Source organism: Myxococcus sp. CA033 (genome assembly GCF_013336625.1).
Classification (GTDB): Bacteria; Myxococcota; Myxococcia; order Myxococcales; family Myxococcaceae; genus Myxococcus; species Myxococcus llanfairpwllgwyngyllgogerychwyrndrobwllllantysiliogogogochensis.
On the sequence record NZ_JABUMU010000022.1, the window covers coordinates 168,346 to 187,518 of the forward strand.

General features: G+C 71.1%; 15 protein-coding genes and 1 pseudogene. 10 read left to right on the forward strand and 6 right to left on the reverse strand.

Features of this window, described 5'->3' with window-relative positions; translation table 11 throughout:
* Positions 1-31: 31 nt before the first annotated feature.
* Together hemW and HUA78_RS35500 are read right to left on the reverse strand one after the other, a co-directional pair.
* Positions 32-1,237, reverse strand: coding sequence for a radical SAM family heme chaperone HemW (gene hemW, locus HUA78_RS35495; protein ID WP_174478192.1), 1,206 nt, complete (start codon positions 1,235-1,237; stop codon positions 32-34).
* A gap of 13 nt (positions 1,238-1,250) precedes the next feature.
* Positions 1,251-4,076, reverse strand: coding sequence for a plectin 1 isoform 8 (locus HUA78_RS35500; RefSeq protein ID WP_174478193.1), 2,826 nt, complete (start codon positions 4,074-4,076; stop codon positions 1,251-1,253).
* Positions 4,077-4,271: 195 nt separating this feature from the next.
* Here HUA78_RS35500 and HUA78_RS35505 point away from each other — a divergent pair, with 195 nt between their 5' ends.
* Positions 4,272-6,872 carry a pitrilysin family protein gene (locus tag HUA78_RS35505; protein WP_141649113.1) on the forward strand — a complete coding sequence of 867 codons (2,601 nt, stop codon included), beginning with the start codon at positions 4,272-4,274 and terminating at the stop codon, positions 6,870-6,872.
* Positions 6,873-7,007: 135 nt separating this feature from the next.
* On the opposite strand, the gene HUA78_RS35510 is transcribed toward HUA78_RS35505, so the two are convergent.
* Together HUA78_RS35510 and HUA78_RS35515 are read right to left on the reverse strand one after the other, a co-directional pair.
* Entirely contained in the window at positions 7,008-7,973 is a 966-nt protein-coding gene (locus HUA78_RS35510) for a hypothetical protein (RefSeq protein ID WP_174478194.1), read from the reverse strand.
* A complete protein-coding gene (locus HUA78_RS35515; RefSeq protein WP_141649112.1) occupies positions 7,970-8,332 on the reverse strand; it encodes a hypothetical protein in 363 nt (120 codons plus the stop codon). Before HUA78_RS35515 ends, HUA78_RS35510 begins: the two co-directional genes overlap by 4 nt.
* 40 nt (positions 8,333-8,372) lie before the next feature.
* Here HUA78_RS35515 and HUA78_RS35520 point away from each other — a divergent pair, with 40 nt between their 5' ends.
* Positions 8,373-9,239, forward strand: a complete 867-nt coding sequence (locus HUA78_RS35520; RefSeq protein ID WP_141649111.1) for a 50S ribosomal protein L11 methyltransferase — start codon at positions 8,373-8,375, stop codon at positions 9,237-9,239.
* Between the two features lie 420 nt (positions 9,240-9,659).
* On the opposite strand, the gene HUA78_RS35525 is transcribed toward HUA78_RS35520, so the two are convergent.
* Entirely contained in the window at positions 9,660-10,784 is a 1,125-nt protein-coding gene (locus tag HUA78_RS35525) for a metal-dependent hydrolase (RefSeq protein WP_174478195.1), read from the reverse strand.
* Between the two features lie 138 nt (positions 10,785-10,922).
* Between HUA78_RS35525 and HUA78_RS35530 the strand changes: the two genes are divergently transcribed.
* From HUA78_RS35530 to HUA78_RS35545, 4 genes are all read left to right on the forward strand, one after another.
* The gene (locus tag HUA78_RS35530) at positions 10,923-11,438 is read left to right on the forward strand and encodes a DUF1993 family protein (RefSeq protein ID WP_174478196.1); all 516 of its coding nucleotides are present in this window, start codon (positions 10,923-10,925) and stop codon (positions 11,436-11,438) included.
* A gap of 46 nt (positions 11,439-11,484) precedes the next feature.
* Complete coding sequence (locus tag HUA78_RS35535) at positions 11,485-12,543, forward strand: AraC family transcriptional regulator (RefSeq protein WP_174478197.1); 1,059 nt, start codon at positions 11,485-11,487, stop codon at positions 12,541-12,543.
* 136 nt (positions 12,544-12,679) lie between these two features.
* Positions 12,680-13,168, forward strand: a complete 489-nt coding sequence (locus HUA78_RS35540) for a DUF962 domain-containing protein (RefSeq protein ID WP_141649278.1) — start codon at positions 12,680-12,682, stop codon at positions 13,166-13,168.
* 23 nt (positions 13,169-13,191) lie between these two features.
* Positions 13,192-13,707 carry an Mpo1-like protein gene (locus HUA78_RS35545; protein WP_141649277.1) on the forward strand — a complete coding sequence of 172 codons (516 nt, stop codon included), beginning with the start codon at positions 13,192-13,194 and terminating at the stop codon, positions 13,705-13,707.
* Between the two features lie 306 nt (positions 13,708-14,013).
* Here the strand turns inward: HUA78_RS35545 and HUA78_RS35550 are convergent, their stop codons facing one another.
* On the reverse strand, positions 14,014-15,348 hold the full coding sequence (locus HUA78_RS35550) for an adenylate/guanylate cyclase domain-containing protein (protein ID WP_174454619.1): 1,335 nt from the start codon (positions 15,346-15,348) through the stop codon (positions 14,014-14,016).
* Between the two features lie 248 nt (positions 15,349-15,596).
* On the opposite strand from HUA78_RS35550, the gene HUA78_RS35555 reads away from it, so the two are divergent.
* From HUA78_RS35555 to HUA78_RS35570, 4 genes and pseudogenes are all read left to right on the forward strand, one after another.
* Positions 15,597-16,331 (forward strand): 16S rRNA (uracil(1498)-N(3))-methyltransferase, encoded by a 735-nt coding sequence (locus tag HUA78_RS35555; protein WP_174478198.1) that lies wholly within the window; start codon positions 15,597-15,599, stop codon positions 16,329-16,331.
* 110 nt (positions 16,332-16,441) lie between these two features.
* Positions 16,442-16,708, forward strand: coding sequence for a GlsB/YeaQ/YmgE family stress response membrane protein (locus tag HUA78_RS35560; protein WP_141649274.1), 267 nt, complete (start codon positions 16,442-16,444; stop codon positions 16,706-16,708).
* A 195-nt stretch (positions 16,709-16,903) separates the two neighbouring features.
* On the forward strand, positions 16,904-18,115 hold the full coding sequence (locus HUA78_RS35565) for an RDD family protein (protein WP_174454617.1): 1,212 nt from the start codon (positions 16,904-16,906) through the stop codon (positions 18,113-18,115).
* Between the two features lie 51 nt (positions 18,116-18,166).
* Positions 18,167-19,173: pseudogene (locus tag HUA78_RS35570) on the forward strand (FrgA protein); the annotation flags it as partial.

Sequence of the window (19,173 nt, forward strand, 5' to 3'; positions counted from 1 at the left end):
GCTCCTCGACATCCCTCGCGCGCGCCGCTGACTAGAGCAGCCGCGCGCAGACGGCGCTGTGTACGTCCGCGCCCTTTTCCGTCAAAGCCAGCCGCCCACCCGTGAGCGTCGCGAAGCCGTGCTCCACCAGCCGCGCCACCTCCACCCGCCGCGCCTCCACCGACTGCCCGTACCGCTCGCACACCACTTCCCAGTCCACGCCGGACACCAGCCGCAAGCCCATGGACAGCCGCTCCGCGAACAGCTCCTCCGGCCCCAGCGCCTCCCGCCCCTCCTCCGGCAAGCGGCCCGCCTCCACCTCGCCCAGGTACTTCTCCGGGCTGCGCACGTTGACGTAGCGCGAGGGCTCGGGCGTCAGCAGCATGCCCGTGGCGCCCACGCCCAGCGCCAGGTACTCGCCCCCCGTCCAGTAGAGCGCGTTGTGCCGGGAGCTGAAGCCCTCCCGCGCGTGGTTGGACACTTCATAGCGGCGCAGGCCCGCCGCGCCATACACCTCGCGCACCACCCGGGCCATCTCCACCACGTCGTCGTCCGCGGGCAGCTCCAGCTCGCCGCGCTTGAGGCGCTTGGACAGCGGCGTGTCCTCCGCCAGCACCTCGCGCTCCACCGTCAGCGCATACGTGGACAGGTGCTCCGGCGCGAGCGCCACCGCCCGCCGCGCGTCCTCCTCCACCTGCGCCACGCTCTGCCCGTGCACGCCGTAGATGAAGTCCATGGACACCACCGGGAAGCCCGCCCGCCGGGCCAGCTCCACGGCGAGTTCCACCTGCGCGGCGTCGTGCGCGCGGCCCAGCGCCTTGAGCGTCTCCGGGCGGAAGGACTGCACGCCCAACGACAGCCGGTTCACCCCCGCGGCCCGATACCCCGCGAAGCGCTCCGCGTCGGCGCGCTCCGGGTTGCCCTCCAGCGACACCTCCACGCCGGGCGACACCGTCAGCCTGGCGGCGATGCCCTCCAGCACGCGGGCCACGTAGCGGGGGTGCCACAACGAAGGCGTGCCGCCGCCCAGGAAGATGGACTCCAGCGGCTTCGAGCGCAGCTCGGGCGACGCCGCGAGCCGCGTGTCGAGCTCCGCGAGCACCGCGTTCGCATAGCGCTCCTCGGGCACCTGCTTCGCCACCGCCACCGCGAAGTCGCAGTACGGGCACTTCGCGAGGCAATAGGGGAAATGCAGGTACAGCCCGAAGCGGGCCGCGGCCATCCCCGTGAGCGGGTCCACTGGTGCGTCGAACGGCATGAGGGGCAAACCTTTACTTCCGGCCCTTCAATTGCGCTTCGAGCTTCGCGATCTTCGCCTTGTAGCCAGCCGCCGCTTCGAGCGCCGTCTCGGCCGCCATCAGCTTTCGCTTCAGGTTCGCCGCGTCCGCCTTGAGCCCCTCCCGCTCGGCTTCCCAGTCGCCGGAGCCGCCAGCGGGCTTTCCGCTCGCCTGCTTCTCAAGCTGGACAAGCTTCGCTTCCAGCGCCGCGCGAGCCTCCTGCTCCGTCCGGAGCGAGGACTCCGCGCGCGTCAGCTTCGCCTCCACCGCCGCTCGCGCCGCGTCCGAGTCCTTCGACTGCCCCGCCTTCGCGCCGCGCGACTCCTCCAGCGCGGCCTCCGCCCGAGCCAGCTTCGCTTCGAGGTCCTTGAGCTTGCCCGCCTGCGAAGACTCCGCCTGAGACAGCTTCGCTTCCGTCGCGGACCGCGCTGCGTCCGCGTCCTTGAGCTTGCTCGTCTGCGCGGCCTCGACCTGCGTCAGCTTCGCTTCGGCGTCCTTGAGCTTGCTCGCCTGCGCGGCCTCGGTCTGCGTCAGCTTCGCTTCGAGGTCCTTGAGCTTGCTCGCTTGCGCGGTCTCGGTCTGCGTCAGCTTGTCAGCGGCCGCCTTCAGCGCGCTCGCTTGCGCGGCCTCGGTCTGCGTCAGCTTCTCGGCGGCCGCCTTCAGCGCGCTGGCCTGGGCGGTCTCGGCCTGGGAGAGCTTCGCTTCGAGGTCCTTGAGCTTGCGCTCCTGCGCGGCCTCGGCTTGCGCCAGCTTCTCGGCGGCCTCTTTCAAGGCACTCGCCTGCGCCGCTTCGACCTGCGCCAGCTTCGCCTCGGTCTCCTTCTGCTTCGCGGCCTGCGCGACCTGGGCCGCCTGCGCCGCCTTGGTGGCCTCCGCCTTGGCCGACTCCAGCGCGCCCTCCAGCATCTTCAATCGCTGCTGGAGCCGCTCCGCCTTGTCCGCCTCCGCGCGCGTGGCCTCCAGCTCATCGCGCAGCTCCGCCAGCTCCGCCTCGGTGCCGCCCTTCCCCGCCGCCAGCGAGTCCGCGCGCGCTTCTTCTTCCGCGGCCCGCACCTGTGCGTCCGCGCGCTCGGCTTCCGCCGCCTCGCGACGCACGCGCTCCAGCGACACGTCTTCCTTCGCCTGCGCCAGCACGCCCTGCACCCGCGCCAGCTCCGCCTCGCGCTGCCCGGAGGCGGTCTCCAGCATCGACACGCGCGCGGCCAGTCCCACGCGCTCGGCGTCCGTGGTCGCCGCCTTCATCTCCGCCACGCCGACCTGCTTCTTCAGCGCCTCGCGCTCGACCTGCGCCGCCTCCAGCGCCGAGGTCAACTCGGCCACCTTGGCCTCGGCCTGCTGAGCCGCTTCGCCCAGCGCCGCCGCGTCCGCCTCCATCCTGTCGCGCAGCGCCACCTGCTCGACTTCCAGCGCCTCCAGCGCCTCCTTCAGCGCCGCCGCCTCCCCTTCCGCCACCGACGCCCGCTCACCGGCCTGCGACAGCCCCTCTTCGAGCGCCTGCGCACGCTCCGTCGCGCGCGCCTCCTCCGCCTCCAGACGCGACGTCAGCCGCGCCAGCTCCGAGGCGCGCCCCTCCAGCGCCTGCCGCAACACGGGCAGCTCCGCCGCTTCCGTGGTGCGCGCGGTGAGCGCCGCTCGCAGCCCGACGATTTCGGCGTCCTTCAGCGCCAGCGCCTTCTCCAGCTCGGCCGTCTGGCCCTGGAGCGTGCGCAGCCCTTCCTCCACCACCGCGAGCTGACGGCGCGCCTCGTCCCGCTCCTGCTCCAGCGTCTGCGCGCGCCCCTGCGACTCCTCCAGCGAGCTCTTGGACCAGTCGCTCTCGCTCTCCACCGCGCTCAGCGCGCCCTGCGCCTCCGCGAGCGCCGTCTCCAACTGCCCGGCGCGCAGGCTCAGCGAGTCGCGCTCGCCCGTCATCTCCTCCAGCTCGCCGCCCAGCCGCTCCACGTCCGCGACGACCTGCTGGTACTGCTCCTGGACGGCCTCCAGCGCGCCCTGCGACTCGGACTTCTCCGCCGCCAGCTCCGCCACGCGGTCCTGCGCCAGCGACAGCGCCTCCTTGGCGCCCACCAGCTCCTCGGCCACCGCGCCCCGCGACTCGCGCTCGTCCTGGAGCTCCGCCGTCAGCCGGGGGATCTCCGACTCCACCTCCGCCAGCGCGCGCGACAGGTCCTTGCGGTCCGCCTCCAACGAGGCCAGCTCCGCCTCCAGGCCGGCGAGCTTCGCCTCGGCCTCGGCGGCCCGCTTCTCCGCGCCCGACAGCGCCTCCGACGTCTGCACCAGCTTCGCGGGCGAGTCCTTCACCGCCAGCAGCTGCGCCTTCGCCTCCGCCGCTTCCTTGCGCAGTTGGGTGAGCGACTGCTTCAGCCCGTTCACCTCCCCGTCGCGCTCCGCGTACAGCGTGCGGGCGCGGGCCAGGGTCTCCGTCTTCTGCCGGACCACCGCCCGGAAGTACTCCAGCTTGTCCTCTGGCGAGCCCCCCATGGGCATCCGGGGCTCGGACGCCTCGTTGAAGGGGTCATTGCCGGGCACCCGCACCGCCCGCGAAACCGGGGCCGGGGTGGCCGGGGCGATGGGGGCTGGGGTGGCCGCGGGCTTGGACGCACCCGTGCCCACCGACGCGGAGACCGCGGAAGCGGCCGGACGGCGAGGGGGCAGAGGGGGCGGGGCAGCGGGCGGTGGCGCCGAGGGCGGGGGCTTGGGCTGGGGCCTGGAGGGGGCAGCGGCGGTGGGGGCGGGGGGGGCCGCTTGGACGCCAGTGTCCTCCAGGTCCAGGCTGTCGCGCAGGTCCGCGAGCGGATCCACCTCTTCCGGAGGTGACGGCATGGGCATTCGCAGGTTACCGCCCGGCGGCGCGGCCTACCAGGGACGCGTGACGAGACAGGTCGGTTCGGGCTCCTGGACGCTGGGAGGCCGCACGGACCCCTCGACGCCGGGGCTCCCGGGCGTTAGCCAGTGGGGGAAACATCACACCTCGCCTTGCCCTCCTGGGGGGCGAGTGCCAGCTTCGGACGCTCCTATATGGCCATCCGCTACGCGCTTCCCAACGGGCTCACCGTCGTCTTCGACGAAAACCACGCCGCCAAGGTCGCGGCATTCCAGGTCTGGGTCAAGGTCGGCAGCGCCGACGAGCGCCCCGACCAGGCGGGCCTGGCCCACCTGCACGAGCACATGCTCTTCAAGGGCACCGAGCGGCGAGGCCCCGGCGAAATCGCCCGCGACGTGGAGGCCCACGGCGGCGAAATCAACGCCTGGACGTCGTACGACCAGACCGTCTACCACATCGTCATCGCCAGCCAGTTCGCCCGGACGGGCCTGGACATCCTCGGGGACGCGGTGCGCCGCTCCTCCTTCGACGCCGAGGAGCTGGCGCGCGAAATCGAGGTGGTGTGCGAGGAAATCAAGCGCAGCCAGGACACGCCCTCGCGGCGCGCGTCGCGCGACTTGTTCTCCACCGTGTTCCAGACGCATCCGTACCGGTTGCCGGTGCTCGGCACGGCGGAGAGCGTGCGGAGCTTCACGCGGGAGAAGGTGCTGGAGTTCTACCACCGCTACTACACGCCCAAGAACCTGGTGCTCTCCGTCTCCGGAGACCTGAGCGAGGCGGAGCTGCGCGGGTGGGTGGACGAGATTTTCGGCGGGGACTGGGGCCGTCCGTACGAGGGCGCGGGGAAGCGTCCCGAGGAGCCCACACCCACCGGCCGCCGCGTGCTCTTGCGCCCGGACGAGGTGAAGGAGGCCTGGCTGCACATGGCCTTCCCCATCCCCGAGGCCTCGCACGCGGACACGCCCGCCATGGATGTGCTGGCGATGATTGTCGGCCAGGGTGACGCCTCCCGCCTGACGCGCGAGGTGAAGCGCAAGCACAACCTGGTCAACGACATCCACGCGTTCTCCTACACGCCGCAGGACCCGGGCCTGTTCTCGATGTCGATGACGCTGCAGCCGGGCAACCTCGAGCGGGCGCTGGAGGAGGCCTCGAAGGCGCTGGCCACGCTGCGCGTGACGCCGGTGGCCGCGGACGAGCTGTCCACGGCGAAGGCGCTGCTGGAGGCGGAGGCCGTCTACCAGCGCGAAACGGTGCAGGGCATCGCCCGGAAGATGGGCTTCTACCAGTCCGGCATGGGCAGCCTGGAGGCGGAGGCGCGCTACTACGAGGGCATCCGCTCGCTCACGGCGGAGCAGGTGCGCGCGGCGGCGGAGAAGTACCTGCGCTTCGACCACGCCACCGTCACCGGGCTTCTGCCGCACGGCACGACCTTCACGGAGGAGCAGGTCCACGCGGTGTTGGACCGGGTGGAGCGCGGCCCCGTCGCCGCGCCTCCGGAGCGCAAGGCGAGCAAGGTCTCCGTGGGGGAGCCTTCGCTGCGCCTGGGCGCCAAGACGAAGGGCCCCAGCGAAATCATCACGGAGAAGCTTCCCTCGGGCGCGACCATCATGGTGCGCGTGGAGCCCGCGGTGCCGCTGTTCGCCATGCGCGCGGCCTTCATGGGCGGCCTGCGCTACGAGACGTCCGCCGACAACGGCCTCACCACGCTGCTGTCGCGCAGCCTGACGCGAGGCACGCCGACGCGGGACGCGGAGGAGATTTCGCAGCTCGTGGACATCTACGCAGGCAGCATGGGCGGGTTGAGCGGGCGCAACTCGGTGAACCTGCGGGGCGAATTCCTCTCGCGCCACTTCGAGTCGGCCTTCCGCCTGTTCGCGGACACGCTGTCCAACCCCTCGTTCCCCGAGGTGGAGGTGGCGCGCGAGCGCGCGCTGATGCTCCAGGACATCCTCACCCGCGAGGACAAGCCGTCCAGCCTCGCGTTCGACCTGTTCAACCGGACGCTGTACCGGACGCATCCGTACCGGCTGCCGACGCTCGGGGAGAAGGAGTCCGTGGAGGCCCTGGGGCCCGAGGCCCTGCGCGCGTATCACGCTCGCTACATGGACCCGTCCCAGCTCACGCTCACCGTGGTGGGCGACGTGAAGGTGGACGAGGTGCTCGCGCTGGCGCGGGAGTACTTCGGCGCCTCGCGAGGCAAGGCCGCCGCCGCGCCGAAGGTCACCGCCGAGGGTCCGCTGGAGGCCGCGCGCCAGGAGAAGCGCGTGCTGGCCAAGGCGCAGTCGCATCTGGTGATGGGGTTCCGGGGGCTGCGCATCAACGACCCGGAGCGCCACGCGCTGGAGACGTTGTCGGGCGTGCTGTCCGGGCAGGGCGGCCGGCTCTTCGTGGAGCTGCGCGACAAGCGCTCCATGGCGTACAGCGTGAGCAGCTTCGGCGTCGAGGGCATCGAGCCGGGCTACTTCGCCGCGTACATGGGCACGAGCCCCGAGAAGGTGGACGCGGCCCTGGACGGCATCCGCGCGGAGTTGAAGCGCATCCGTGACGAGCGCATCCCCGAGGAGGAGCTGGAGCGGGCGAAGCAGAACCTCATCGGCACGCACGAAATCGCGCTCCAGCGAAACGGCGCGCGCGCGGGGATGATGGCCATGGACACCGTCTACGGGCTGAACCTGGACAACTTCCTGCACTACGCGGAGCACATCGCCGCGGTGACGTCGGACCAGGTGCTCGAGGTGGCGCGTCAGGTCATCGACTTCGACAAGAGCGTGCTCACCGTCGTCGGTCCGTGAGTCGCGGGCCCGCCCTCTTCCACGAGGGTGGGCCCCGCGTCACGCTGAACTCATCGGAGCCTCAGGGGCCCGCTCTCTCGCGAGGGTGGGCCCTTTCGCATTCTCGCTCCGGGCTCGCGGGTGACCCGTGCTGACTCAGAGGTCGGTGCCTGGCATGGGTGGAGGAGGCGAAGGCTTCGCTTCCGGCTCGACGCCTGTCCCCAGTGAGAGCGCGGAGTCGATGGCCTCCAGCAACGGACCCGCCGGAGCCCCCGGCAGCGTCGTGCAGGCCCGGACCAGCTCCCGCTTGGTGCGAAGCCGGTTCGGATGCGTCTTGGCCTCGCGGGCCAGCGCCTCCGGGTCCACCGGCGCGGCCAGCAGCGAGGCGCAGGTGCGGAAGGTCTCCATCCGTGAGCGGTCCTCGTCATGGAGCAGCACCGGGGCTCCGTCCAACAGCAGGCCCGAGAAGCTCATCGTCCGCATCTCGTCGGCGCTCAGCACCAGCGTCCCATTCAGCGTGGCGCGCGGCTCGGGCGGAGGGCCATTGCCGCCCGCCAGCTCCACCACGCCATCAGCGGGCTGCGGCTGACAGGGCACCTCACGCAACGCCACCATCTCGTCGGCCTTGCGCGTCTCCTTCGTCTCGCCGCCCCGGTGGAGCTGGATGATGCCCGCCACCACCGCGGGCACGCCCAGTGACAGCAGCACCACGCCCCACGTCGTCGCCACATCGCGACTGGGGGCACCGTAGTGGCCACTCCGGTCGATGGAGTCCTTGTCCGGTGTGTTGGAGAAGAGCGTGCGCCCCAGCACCAGGAAGCCACCCACGGCGGTGAGGACACCCCCCGAGCTCACCGCCCCCGCCGCGCCTGGCGCGGAGCGGGTGGTGATGATGTCCTCGGTGTACTCGGCGTGTTGTTCGGTGCGGCAGATGTCCGCCGTCAAGAAACGCAGGGAGAGCTGGGGCCACCGCACCTCCGTGCGCGCGAAGGGCATGCGCTCCCCGAGCTGCGTCTCCTGGAGGTACGTGCGCAGGACGGGGCCTCGCTCGGTGCGCCGCTCCATATCCAGGGGCGTACACCCCACCGACAGCACCAACGCCGACGCCACCCACCGCTTCATGGCACTTCCCCCCGGAAAAAGGTCGTCACGTCCGGACAGTCCACGAGGAACCGGGCCGAATCCCCACAGGTGGGCGTGCGCCCCGGGGTGGTCCCCTCCCGGATGAGTGGCACCCGGCAGTCCAGGACCCGCTCCCGAGTGGGTACGGAGAAGGTGAAGTCCTCCGAGCCGCAGCCGGTCCGCTCCAACAGGGTGGCCTCGCAGCGGGTGTCCACGGCGAGCTGCTCGGCCACGCCGGGACAGGCCGACGTCTCGCAGAGGCGGTTGACGACATCCCGACAGACGGCGGCGTCGGGCGCTTCTGGGCCGGAGCAGGCGGTCAGCCAGGCCAGCGGCCACAAGATGAACAGGTGTCTCACGGCGCTCCCACGCTACGCACGGCGCGGTAAAAGGGCCCGCATGTCCCAGACCTATCTGTCACTCACCGTGGAGTTGCCCGAGGAAGCGTCCGAGGCCGTACAGGACCTCCTCCACGAGTCCGGTGCGCTCGGCCTCGAGGTACGAGACCGGGAGACTCCCCCCATGCCCGGCGTGAAGGCTCCGCCGGTGGGCGAGAACATCATCATCGGCTACTTCGAGGACCGCGAGACGGCCGAGGCCGCCCGCGAAGAGGTCGCCGAGTCCTACCCCTCCGCCCGGCTCAGCCTGGACGAGCAGCCCCAGCAGGACTGGAGCAATGAGTGGAAGTCGCTCATCAAGTCCGTCCATGTGGGCCGGCTGTGGGTGGGTCCGCCGTGGGACGTGGGCAATGCCCCCGCCGGGGCGGTGCGACTGGTGATTGAGCCGAAGATGGCCTTCGGCACGGGCGACCACCCCACCACGTCGCTGTGTCTGGCGGCGGTGGATGCGTTCATGGCGGACCATCCGGGCGCGAGCGTCCTGGACGTGGGCACTGGCACGGGTGTGCTCGCCATCGCGGCGAAGAAGCTGGGCGCGGGGCGCGTCGTCGCCACGGACAACGACCCGACGTCGGTGGAGCTGGCGCAGGAGAACCTGACGGACAACGGCACGCCCGACATCGACGTGTCCGGCAAGGAACTGACGGCGGTGGAAGGCACCTTCGACCTGGTGCTGGCCAACATCCTCGCCAACACGCTCATCGAGCTGGCGCCGCTCATCGCCCTCAAGGCGAAGGACCGGTTGGTGCTCGCGGGCGTGCTGTCTCATCAGCGCGCGGACGTGGAGGCCGCCTACCGCAACCAGGGCTTCACCGTGCTGCCCGGTGCGACGCAGGGCGAGTGGGTGCGCATCGATTTGAAGCGCTGAAGTGCCCGAGCGAGGGCTCGCGTGCGGCGACCACGCGAGCCTGGACGTACGGCGTCCGCGAAGCGCCGCCTCGGGGATGCGGCTCGCGCGGCGCCCCCACAGGCGAGTGGGCGCCTTCGGGGATGCGGCTCTCGCGACGCCTTGCCGGCGAGTGGGCGCCTTCGGCGATGTGGCTCGCGCGACGCCCTCACCGGCGAGTGGGCGCCTTCGGCGATGTGGCTCACGCGGCGCCCTCACCGGCGAGTGGGCGCCTTCGGCGATGTGGCTCACGCGGCGCCCTCACCGGCGAGTGGGCGCCTTCGGCGATGTGGCTCACGCGGCGCTCCCACTGGCGAGTGGGCGCCTTCGGGGATGTGGCGAGACTCCTCGATGCGGCGTGCGCACGACAGCGTGTGGCCACGCGCCCGCGTGCGCGGAGAGTTACTCGACGTTCGGGCGCTTCACGAGCCGCAACTCCTTGTCGAGCTCCACCACGGCAGAGCCGAGTCCTCCGCTCTGCGAACGTGAGTAGCGCACGTCATCAATCATGACGCGCCACCCTGCCTCCGTCTGTGCCACCTGATACGTGGGCAGACGCAGCCAGTTGGCGAGGCCGCGCAGATGCGGCGCCGCGAGCGCGGCCTGGATGACGGGACCAGGGTTGGGCTCGCGAGGAAGCGTCGGCCCGCTCATTTCAAGGTGCGCGTCACCGCCGCGCAGGAAGTCCGCGCGAACGAAGTGGTAGCGGTCCGGCCCCAGGGCGATGAGGTCTCGCACGAAGGGATTCGCGGGCACCGGCCCCGCGATGACGCGCTCCACGGAGTGCCCCTGCGCCTTCAGCCACTCCTGGGCCCTGGGCGCGGCGACCTGGGAGCCCAGCAGGATGGCACCCAGATAGAGCACCAGTCCCACGCCGCACACCGTCGCCACGCGCTGGGTGGACACCACAGGCATGCCCTTCAAGCGCAGCCAGAGGATGGCCGCGACACCCACGGCCCAGAGCACCTTCGCGGGCCAGGGAACGAAGCCAGGAATGGTGACGAGCGCGGTGGTGGCCACGCCCAACACGAGCCAGCCCGCGACGGACTTCCGCGTGCGCGCATCCGCCATGATGACGGCCGCTCCCGCGAGCAGCCAGACCCACGGGTCGACGATGAACAACGTGTCACCGTAGAACCACGTCCCGTCGAACGGCATCAGCAGCCGCACACCATAGGTGTTGAGCCAGTCCAGCGCGGGATGACTCAGCACCGACACCGTGGACAAGAGCAACAGCGGCCCCGCGCGAGCGGGAGCAAGGTCTGGCTCTCGGCGCCTTCGCACGCAGCGGTCCCACAACAACATCAACCCCGTGAGCACGAAGGGCCAGAGCGATAGCGCGAGCACCCCATGCGTCCAGCCTCGACGCCAGTACAGCGACGCGTCCGAGCCCGCGAGGGCGAAGACAGCATCCACGTCCGGGAGATTCGCGCCGATGACGAGCGTCGCGGTGGCCAGCGGCGTGTAGCGCTTCAGCCCCGCCTCCGCCATCCAGGCTCCGACCAGCGAGTGAGCGAGATTGTCCATCCGTCTTGAGGGTACTCCACTCCCACATGGACCTCGACACCTCGCGTCACCTTCTCTGCCCGGCACGAAAATGAGGGACGCGTTAGACAGTCGCGCCTCGAAGAACCGCCGTCCGCCCGTGACGGCCCGGAGCCTTCCATGTCCATCTCGATGTACCAGGCGTCCATTCCCGTCTTCATCCGAGCCCTCAACGTGCTCTCCACCCTGCTCGAAAAAGGGGCCCAGCACGCGAAGGAGAACGGCGTCGACCCGCAGACCCTGCTCGACGCGAAGCTGGCGCCGGACATGCTCAACCTCGTGGCCCAGATACAGCGCGCCAGCGACACCTCGAAGGCCACCGCCGAGCGACTGAGCGGCGTGCCCGCCCCGCGCATGCCGGACACCGAGAAGACCTTCGACGAACTGCACGCGCGCATCGCGAAGACCGTCGCCTTCCTGAAGTCCATCGACGCCTCGACGCTCCAGGGCAGCGAGAAGCGCACCGTCACGCTCACGGCGGGGGACTACAAGCGCGACTTCCAGGGAGACGACTACCTGTTCACCTTCGGCCTGCCGAACTTCTATTTCCACGTCACCACGGCCTACGACATCCTCCGCCACAATGGAGTGCGCATCGGCAAGCAGGACTTCATCGGTCCCTTCGAGCCGCGCTGAACGTCTCTTGGGCTCCACGCTCCGAACGCGCTAGCGTCCCCGCCGCGTGGAGCCCCCACCCGTTCATCCGCCGCCCAAGCCCCCGGACGAGGTCCGCTCCCAACTCGTGGGCCCGCTGCTCGCCTACCTGCGCGCCACGGGCCTGGACCCGACGCCCCTGGTGGAGCGCTTCGGCCTGCCGCTCGACGCTGGCACCCTTCCCGAAGTCAGCCTCCCGCTCCCCACCCTGCACGCCTTCCTGGACGCGGCGGAGGCCCTCTCCCAGGACGCCTTCCTCGGACTCCACGTCGCCCAGCGCGTGCCGCGCGGCAACTACGGGCTCGTCGAGTACATCGCCCGGGCCTCGCCCACGGTGCGCGACACCTTCCGCTCGCTCGCGCGGTACATGGCGCTGCTGGAGCCCGCGTGGCTCGCGTCGTTCACCGACGACGCGGACGGCGGCGGCACCTTCGCCTACGGCATCGCCGGAGCCCCGCTCGCGTACGGCCGTCACGCCAGTGAGTACGGCCTCGCCCTCTTCACCCACGTCGGCCGCCAGCTCACCGAGCGCCCGTGGAAGCCTCGCGCCGTCGCGTTCGCCCACCCCGCGCCTCCGGACATCGCGCCGCTGGTGGAGCACTTCGGCGTCACTCCGACGTTCGGCGGCGGACGCAACGCCCTCTCGCTGGACGCCGCCGCGCTCGACCTGCGCGTGGTGGGCGCGGACCCCGCCCTCCTCTCCGTCCTGGAGCGCGCCGCCAGTGGCGTCAGCGCACCCACGCCCCCGGCTCCCCCGGACGCGCCCGGCTTCGTCCAGGCGGTGCGCGACGTCATCCGCGCTTCGCTGCGGGACGGGGCGCCCCAAGTCAGTGATGTGGCCAAGGGACTCCACGTCAGCCCCCGCACCTTCCAGCGCCGACTCACGGAGCTCGGCACGTCATTCCAGGACGAGGTCGACGCGGTGCGGCGAGAGCTGGCCTTCCAGTACCTGCGCGACGCGAACCTGGGAGTGAGCCAGGTCGCCTTCCTGCTGGGCTACTCCGAGCTGAGCACGTTCGACCGCGCCTTCAAGCGGTGGACGGGAATGACGCCGCGCGTCTGGCGCGAGAGCACCGAGCGGCCCTGAGTCCCGCGCGGTGGGAGAGGTGCGGGGCAGCCGACCCGTGGCGTCTTCGGCCAGGAGATTGGCGTGCGCCGCCAGGACACCCGTCACGACTTCACCTAACTTCCCAAAAAGCCCCTACCCCCGTCCGGAGGACGTCATGCTCAAGCCCCAGGTCGCCGCCCTCTTCGATGATTACTACTCGTCGCATCAGCACCCCATCAACCGGCTGACTCACAAGGTCGCCATCCCCGTCATCGTGCTGCACATCATCGCGATGCTGGACTGGGTGAAGCTCGTGGCCGTTCCCGTGCTGCCCGGTGGTGTGTTGACGCTGGGCATGGTGGCGCTGGCGCTGACGGCCATCTGGTACCTGCGCGCGGACGTGAAGCTGGGCCTCGTGGTGGTGGCGTTCATGGCGGCCTGTTTCCCCATCGGCCGGCTGATGCCCACGTGGAGCGTGGTGGCCATCGCCGTGTTCGGCTGGCTCATCCAGTTGGCGGGCCATGCCGTCTGGGAGAAGAAGTCCCCGTCGTTCCTCACCAACCTGGTCCACGCACTGGTGGGTCCGCTGTTCTTCGTCGCGGTCCTCTTCGGCGACTACGTCATCAAGCCCCAACCCCAGGCTGGCGCCCCGGCGCGCGCCTGAGCACCGCTGTCCCCACGCCCCCCATGAGCTTCGCCGACAAGCTGCGCGTCTGGATGCCCCTGCACGAGAACCGCGTCAGCCGCGCGGTTCACTTCCTGGGCGCGTACATGTTCATCTTCGCCCTGCTCGTGCCGCTCGGCCTCGTGCGGTTCTCCGTGGGTGGCACGGAGCTGTCGGCGGCGCATGTGCTGGTCGCCGCAGTGGCGCTCTACGCCGTCTCGCTGGAGTGGACGGCGGGCATCCTCATGAGCCTGCCGCTCATTCCCACGCTGAACGCCGCGCTGGGAGTGGGCCACCTGCCGGGCCCCACCGTCGCCATCGTCGCCGTCTCCGTCATGGTGGTGCGCTTCGCGCTCGTCGTCGGCGCGCACATCGTCCTCGAGAAGAAGACCCACGGCCTGTCCCTCGGCGGCCCACTGCTCTTCTTCATCGAGCCCGTCTACCTGCTCACCCTCGTCCTCTTCGGGATGGGGCTGAAGCGCGGACTGCACGCCCGCGTCACGGCGGGCGGACCTCAGCCAGCGACGCTCACGGCGTGAAGCACCACGGCCGGGGCGGCACCTCGCCGGCCTCGGCACCGCGTCGCACGACGCGAAGCACCCAACGACGGAACGGCGTGTCTCTGGCCTCGGCACCGCGTCGCACGACGTGAAGCACCCAACGACGGAGCGGCGTGTCGCCGGCCTCGGCACCGCGTCGCACGACGTGAAGCACCCAACGACGGAGCGGCGTATTCGCCAGCCTCGGCACCGCGTCGAGCGAAGTGAAGCCCGCCACGACCGGAGCGGCGTGTCGCCAGCCTCGTGCTACGTGAACACACGCGACTGGCGCCGCTGCGTCGTCCGCTATGAGCCGCTCGCGATGCGCGCGGGAGGCGGCGGAACCTCGACGGGCGCACCCGATACGTGGCCGTGCAGCGCATGCACCACCACCGCCTCGCGGCGTCCCTTCACGTGAGTCTCGCCCAGCCGCCTGCCGGTGAAGTCTCCTCCGCCTCGCAGCCAGGTGCTCTCGCTCACCAGGATATCCACGCCGTGCACCTTGGTGAGCCCTTCCACCCGTGAAGCCAGGTTCACCGCGTCACCAATGACGGTGTACTCGTGTTGCTCCGCGCCCCCGAGCATGCCCGCCGCCACCACCCCCGTGTGCAGCCCAATCCCGATGCGCAGCGGTGACAGGCCCTGCAACGCCCGACGCGCGTTGAGTTCGCCCAGCTTCTCGCGCATGTCCAGCGCCGCGCGCATGGCCCGCTCCGCGTGGTCCTCGCTCGAGTCCGGCACACCCCAGCACGCGAGCATCCCGTCCCCCAGGAACTTGTTCACGATGCCCCCTCGCGTCATCACGATGTGGGTCATCTGGCCGAAGTACTCGTCGAGCAACTCCAGCACCTCCCTCGGAGGGAGCGTCTCGCTCAACATCGTGAAGTCGCGGATGTCACTGAAGAGGATGGTGACCTCGCGCTGCACGGGCTGGAGCGACGTGTCCCCCGACTGCATCACCCGCTCCACCACCTGCTTCGGCAGGAAGCGCGAAAGCCCATCACGGCGCCGCAGCCGGAGGAACATGCTCCCCACCTCCGCGTTCGTCATCGCGATGAGCAGCCCCAGCGTCACGTAGCAGAAGACGACGAAGCTGGTGCTGGACCAGGTGCCGTGCCCGGACATGCCCGCGACGAGCGCATAGCCCACCGACGACAGTGTCGTGGACAGCAGCACATGCAGCCACGAGAAGCGCGCCACGGAGAAGACCAGCACCATGCCCATGCTCGCGCCCAGCATCCCGGCGTCGAACTGGCCCGTGCGCGCCCATGCATGCCACCCCATGAAGGCGAAGAAGCTGGTGTCCGCCACCGTGGTGGGAACCGGCAGCCACCGCGCATGACGCAGGTGCGGACGCTGTCGGCGCAGCACGAGCAGCGCGACGACGGAGAACAGCCCGTACAACACGATGGCCAGCACGCGCTGGAAGTCGTGCGGCGGAAGCGGCTCCCCGGTGACGTGGGCGATGCCGCCCTGGCTCAGCGACAGCAACGCCATCAGCGCGAGCCGAACCCAGGCCACCCGCCGCTCGCCCCGGAGCGAGCTCTCCGCCAGCACCAACTCCTCGTTGGCGCGGCTCAACGCGAAGCGGGCCACCGCGGTGTCCCTGCCTGGCACGAGGACCTCGTCGCTTCGGCCCATGAATGCGAGTCCCTTTCCTTCCGCTTCAAGGCCAGGGGCTCGCGCTCCCGGTCCACCCGTCGTCACGTCGGTGCGCCCTCCCCCACACCCGACGGGCCCGAGGACTCGCCGCGAAAGCGCGGCTCACCCATGGTGCCTCAAGTTGGAAAGCCCAGCGAGCCCTGGCGTCGGACGGCGGCTTGCTGTTGAAGTCGCCGCCTTGACGCGGGGCCTCGAGACACTCACCTCGCCCCGCTGGAGAACACCCCGTGGTCCGCCTCTTCGCCCCCATTCCGGAACCCGCGCCCGCCGAAGTGGCGCTGACGGGTGACCGCCGCCACTACGTCGTTCATGTCCTGCGGCTGGGCGTGGGCGATGCGCTGGAGGTCTTCGACGGCAAGGGGCGCTCCTTCGACGGACAGGTGACGGGCGTGGACGCGGAAGCCGCGCGCGTGCGGCTGGGCACCATGCGGCAGGCCCCCGCGCGCCGCGCCGTGAGCGTGCTCCAGGGGCTCCCCAAGGGCGATAAGCTGGAGTGGGTGCTGCAAAAGGGCACGGAGCTGGGCGCCACCGCGTTTCTTCCCGTGGACACCGTGCGCAGCGTGGTGAAGCTGGAGCCCCGTCGGGCCCAGGAGCGCACCGCGCGGTGGACGAAAATCGTGGAGGAGGCCGCCAGGCAGTGTCGCCGCGACGACGTGCCCACCGTGGACGTCCCTCGCACGCTCACCGAGGCCGCGAAAACGCTGGCCCCGGGAACGGTGGTGCTGGTGCTGGACGAGGAGGAGTCCGCGGTGCCACTGGGCGAGGCCTTCCGCGCGGCGGGCGCGGGCACGCCGGTGGCGCTCGTGGTGGGCCCCGAGGGCGGACTGGCGCGCGAGGAAGTGGAGGCGCTGAAGGCGCTCGGCGCCCGGCCCGTCACGCTGGGCTCGCGCATCCTCCGCACGGAGACGGCCGCCCTGGCCGCCCTGGCGGTGATGATGCACCTCGACGGTGAGCTTGGTTAGCAGGGGACCAGCCGAGCGCCCGTTCCACACGGGTTCCCACCTTCGGTTGCGGGTTCCTACGTTTGTGCCGTCTGGGACCTCTCGGGTCCCCACAAACAGGAGAAGGGTTCATGGGGATCATCGCATTCATCATCATCGGCCTCATCGCGGGCCTCATCGCTCGCGCCATCCTCCCCGGCAAGCAGAGCATGGGCCTGCTGGCGACGACGCTGCTGGGCATGGTGGGCTCGCTGCTCGGCGGTCTGATTGGGTCCCTCTTCACGCGGGATGGCCGCCTCTTCGATTTGCGTCCTTCAGGCATCATCATGTCGGTGCTAGGTGCCATCGTCGTGCTCCTGATTGTCGGGGCAGTGGGACGGCGCCGCGTCCACGCCTAGCGTGAGGCGCTCCACACTTGCCGTTCCCCAGGGGACAGGTGGGCGCCTGCGTTGACGAGCCCCTGACGGTTCCTCGACCAAGGGACCTCGGGGGCTCGCCACTTTTCTTGCTCCTCGCGTGCGGACGTCTTTTCATGGCACCCGCCGTAGTCAGCCCGGAGGAGTCCGTTGTCCAAGTGCATGAAGTGCGGTGCCATGCTGCCGCCCGTCGGAGAGTGCTCAGCCTGCGCCACCGCCAAAGCTCGTCCGCCCGCGGTGCCCGCGGTGCCGAGCCTGCTGGACCGTGACCTCCGCATCGACCGCCGAGCCGGCGAGCGCGATGAGGCGCCCACCATCCGGGACGCCGATTTCGTCCCGCCCTCGCCGCCGCCGTCCGTGGCGCCCCTCGCCGGCCCGCTCCCGCCTCCCGCCGCGCCCCGTGTCGCCGCGCCTCAGCAGCAGCCAGGCGTCAAGCGCCCCACGCCTCCGGGCATGACGCCCGCCGCCCGGCCCGCGCCCGCCCACCCGGCTGTCGCCGCACCTCCTCCGCCGGCCGCCCAGCCCGCGTGGGCACAGGGTGGTGGCGCGTTCGCCGCGGACGTGCCGCCCCCGCCTCCTCCGGCGCAGCCCTCCATGTCTCCCCTGACGCCCGCGTACGGCACGCCGCCGGCGGCGCGCGCACTGGCGGCGCACCCCCTGCCTGGTGTGGCCTCTCCGGCCCCCGGCCTGCCTCGGACGGCGGCTCCGGCTCCCGCGCCGGGCCTGCCTCGGATGGAGTCGGCGGCCCCCGCCCCGGGCCTTCCCCGGATGGAGTCCCCGGCCGCGGCCCCCGTCAGCCTTCCTCCGCTGGAGTCCGTGGATACCCTGCCAGGGCTTCCCGTGATGGCGGAGAGCGCGCCTCGCGCGGAGAAGCCGCGTCCCCCGTCAGTCCGGACTCCGTCTCAGCCGGGTGTCGCGGAAGTGCATGCCCGTCCCGCGTCGCTGTGGCGCCGGCTGCTCTCGTTCACCATCGACACGGCGGCCATCGCTGGCGTGGCGGCGCTCTACATCACCCTCGCCTCGTCGGTGACGGGGACGAAGGCGCCCGTGGCCGGGCTGACGGGCCTGGACGGCTTCGTCGCGTGGCTGCGCGCGCTGCACACGGTGTTGCTGCCGGGCTTTTTCCTGGTGCTGATCCTGGCGCTCGTGTACTGCGCGGTGGCGGCCTTTCTCTGGAATGGACGCACGCTGGGCCGGCTGCTCCTGGGCCTCCGCCTGGTGGACACGCATGGACTGGCGCCCGCTCCGGGTCGGGCCATCGTGCGGGCGCTGCTCGCCAGCGTCTCCTTCGTCCTGTTCCTGGGCGGATTCTGGATGGCGCTCTTTGATCGCCGCGGACAGACGCTCCATGACAAGCTGACGTCCACTTTCGTCGTTCAACCCAGCTGATTCACCGCTTCATTGTGCCTTGCGGCCGCGGCCGTAAGATGCCGCGCCTACATGCCCGCCCGCCTCGCCCAGCTTCTCGTCTCCCGCACGCTCCTTTCCCAGGAGAAGGCGGGAGAGTTGTTGCGAATACAGCAGGCTCAGGGCGGGCACCTGGACACGGTGTTGCTGGAGCAGGGCCTGGTGAGCGAGACGGATGTACTCGCGCTGCTCGGGGACGTCGCCGGCTTCAGACCGGTGAACCTGGTCGACTTCGAGCCGAACGCCGAGGTCGCCTCCTTCATCCCGCCGAAAATCGCCGAGCGGCTCAGCGTGGTGCCGCTCTCCCTGGATGGGCAGACGCTGCACGTCGCCTGCGCGTATCCGGTGCCGAAGAAGGAGCTCGACGAGGTCGGCTTCCTGTTGGGCAGGCCGCTCGAGCTGTGGGTGGCCGCCGAGGTGCGAATCCGCGAGTGGATTTCCACCATCTACCGCCAGCCCCTGGCACCGCGCTTCGTCCAGCTCGTCGCCGCGCTGGACCCCGAGAAGCAGCTTCCCGTCACGCCCCCGCCGCCTCCTCCGCCGGATGAGTCCCTCACGGTGGAGATGGTGGAGCGGCTGGCCCGTTCGGTGGCGCGAGAGCCCCTGACCACCGAGGCGAGGCCCACGCCGAAGGCGCCGCCCGCGTCCCAGCGGCCTCCGCCGCCGCCTCCGCCCGACACGGCGGCCGCACCGCCTCCCGCGTTCGTCCGGGCGCCCCTGCGCCTGAACATGCCGGCGGCCGAGCACCCCGCCACGGCGACGCCGTCGAGGCCCGACACACGTCCGGCCCAGCCCCCCGTCCTCACCGCGACGCCCCCCATGGGCGCACCGACCCGGCCATCCGTCGGCGCACCGGCCCAGCCGCCCGTCCTCACCGCGACGCCGCCCGCCGGAGCACCGGGGCCGCGAGGCGCCCCGGCGACGGCCCCTGTCGCGCCGCCGACCCGAACCACGGAGACCACGCCCTCGACGCGTGTCGCCTCCACCACGACACCAGCGGCCCCGTCCGTCGCGGCGCCTCCGACCGCGCAGCCCGCGCG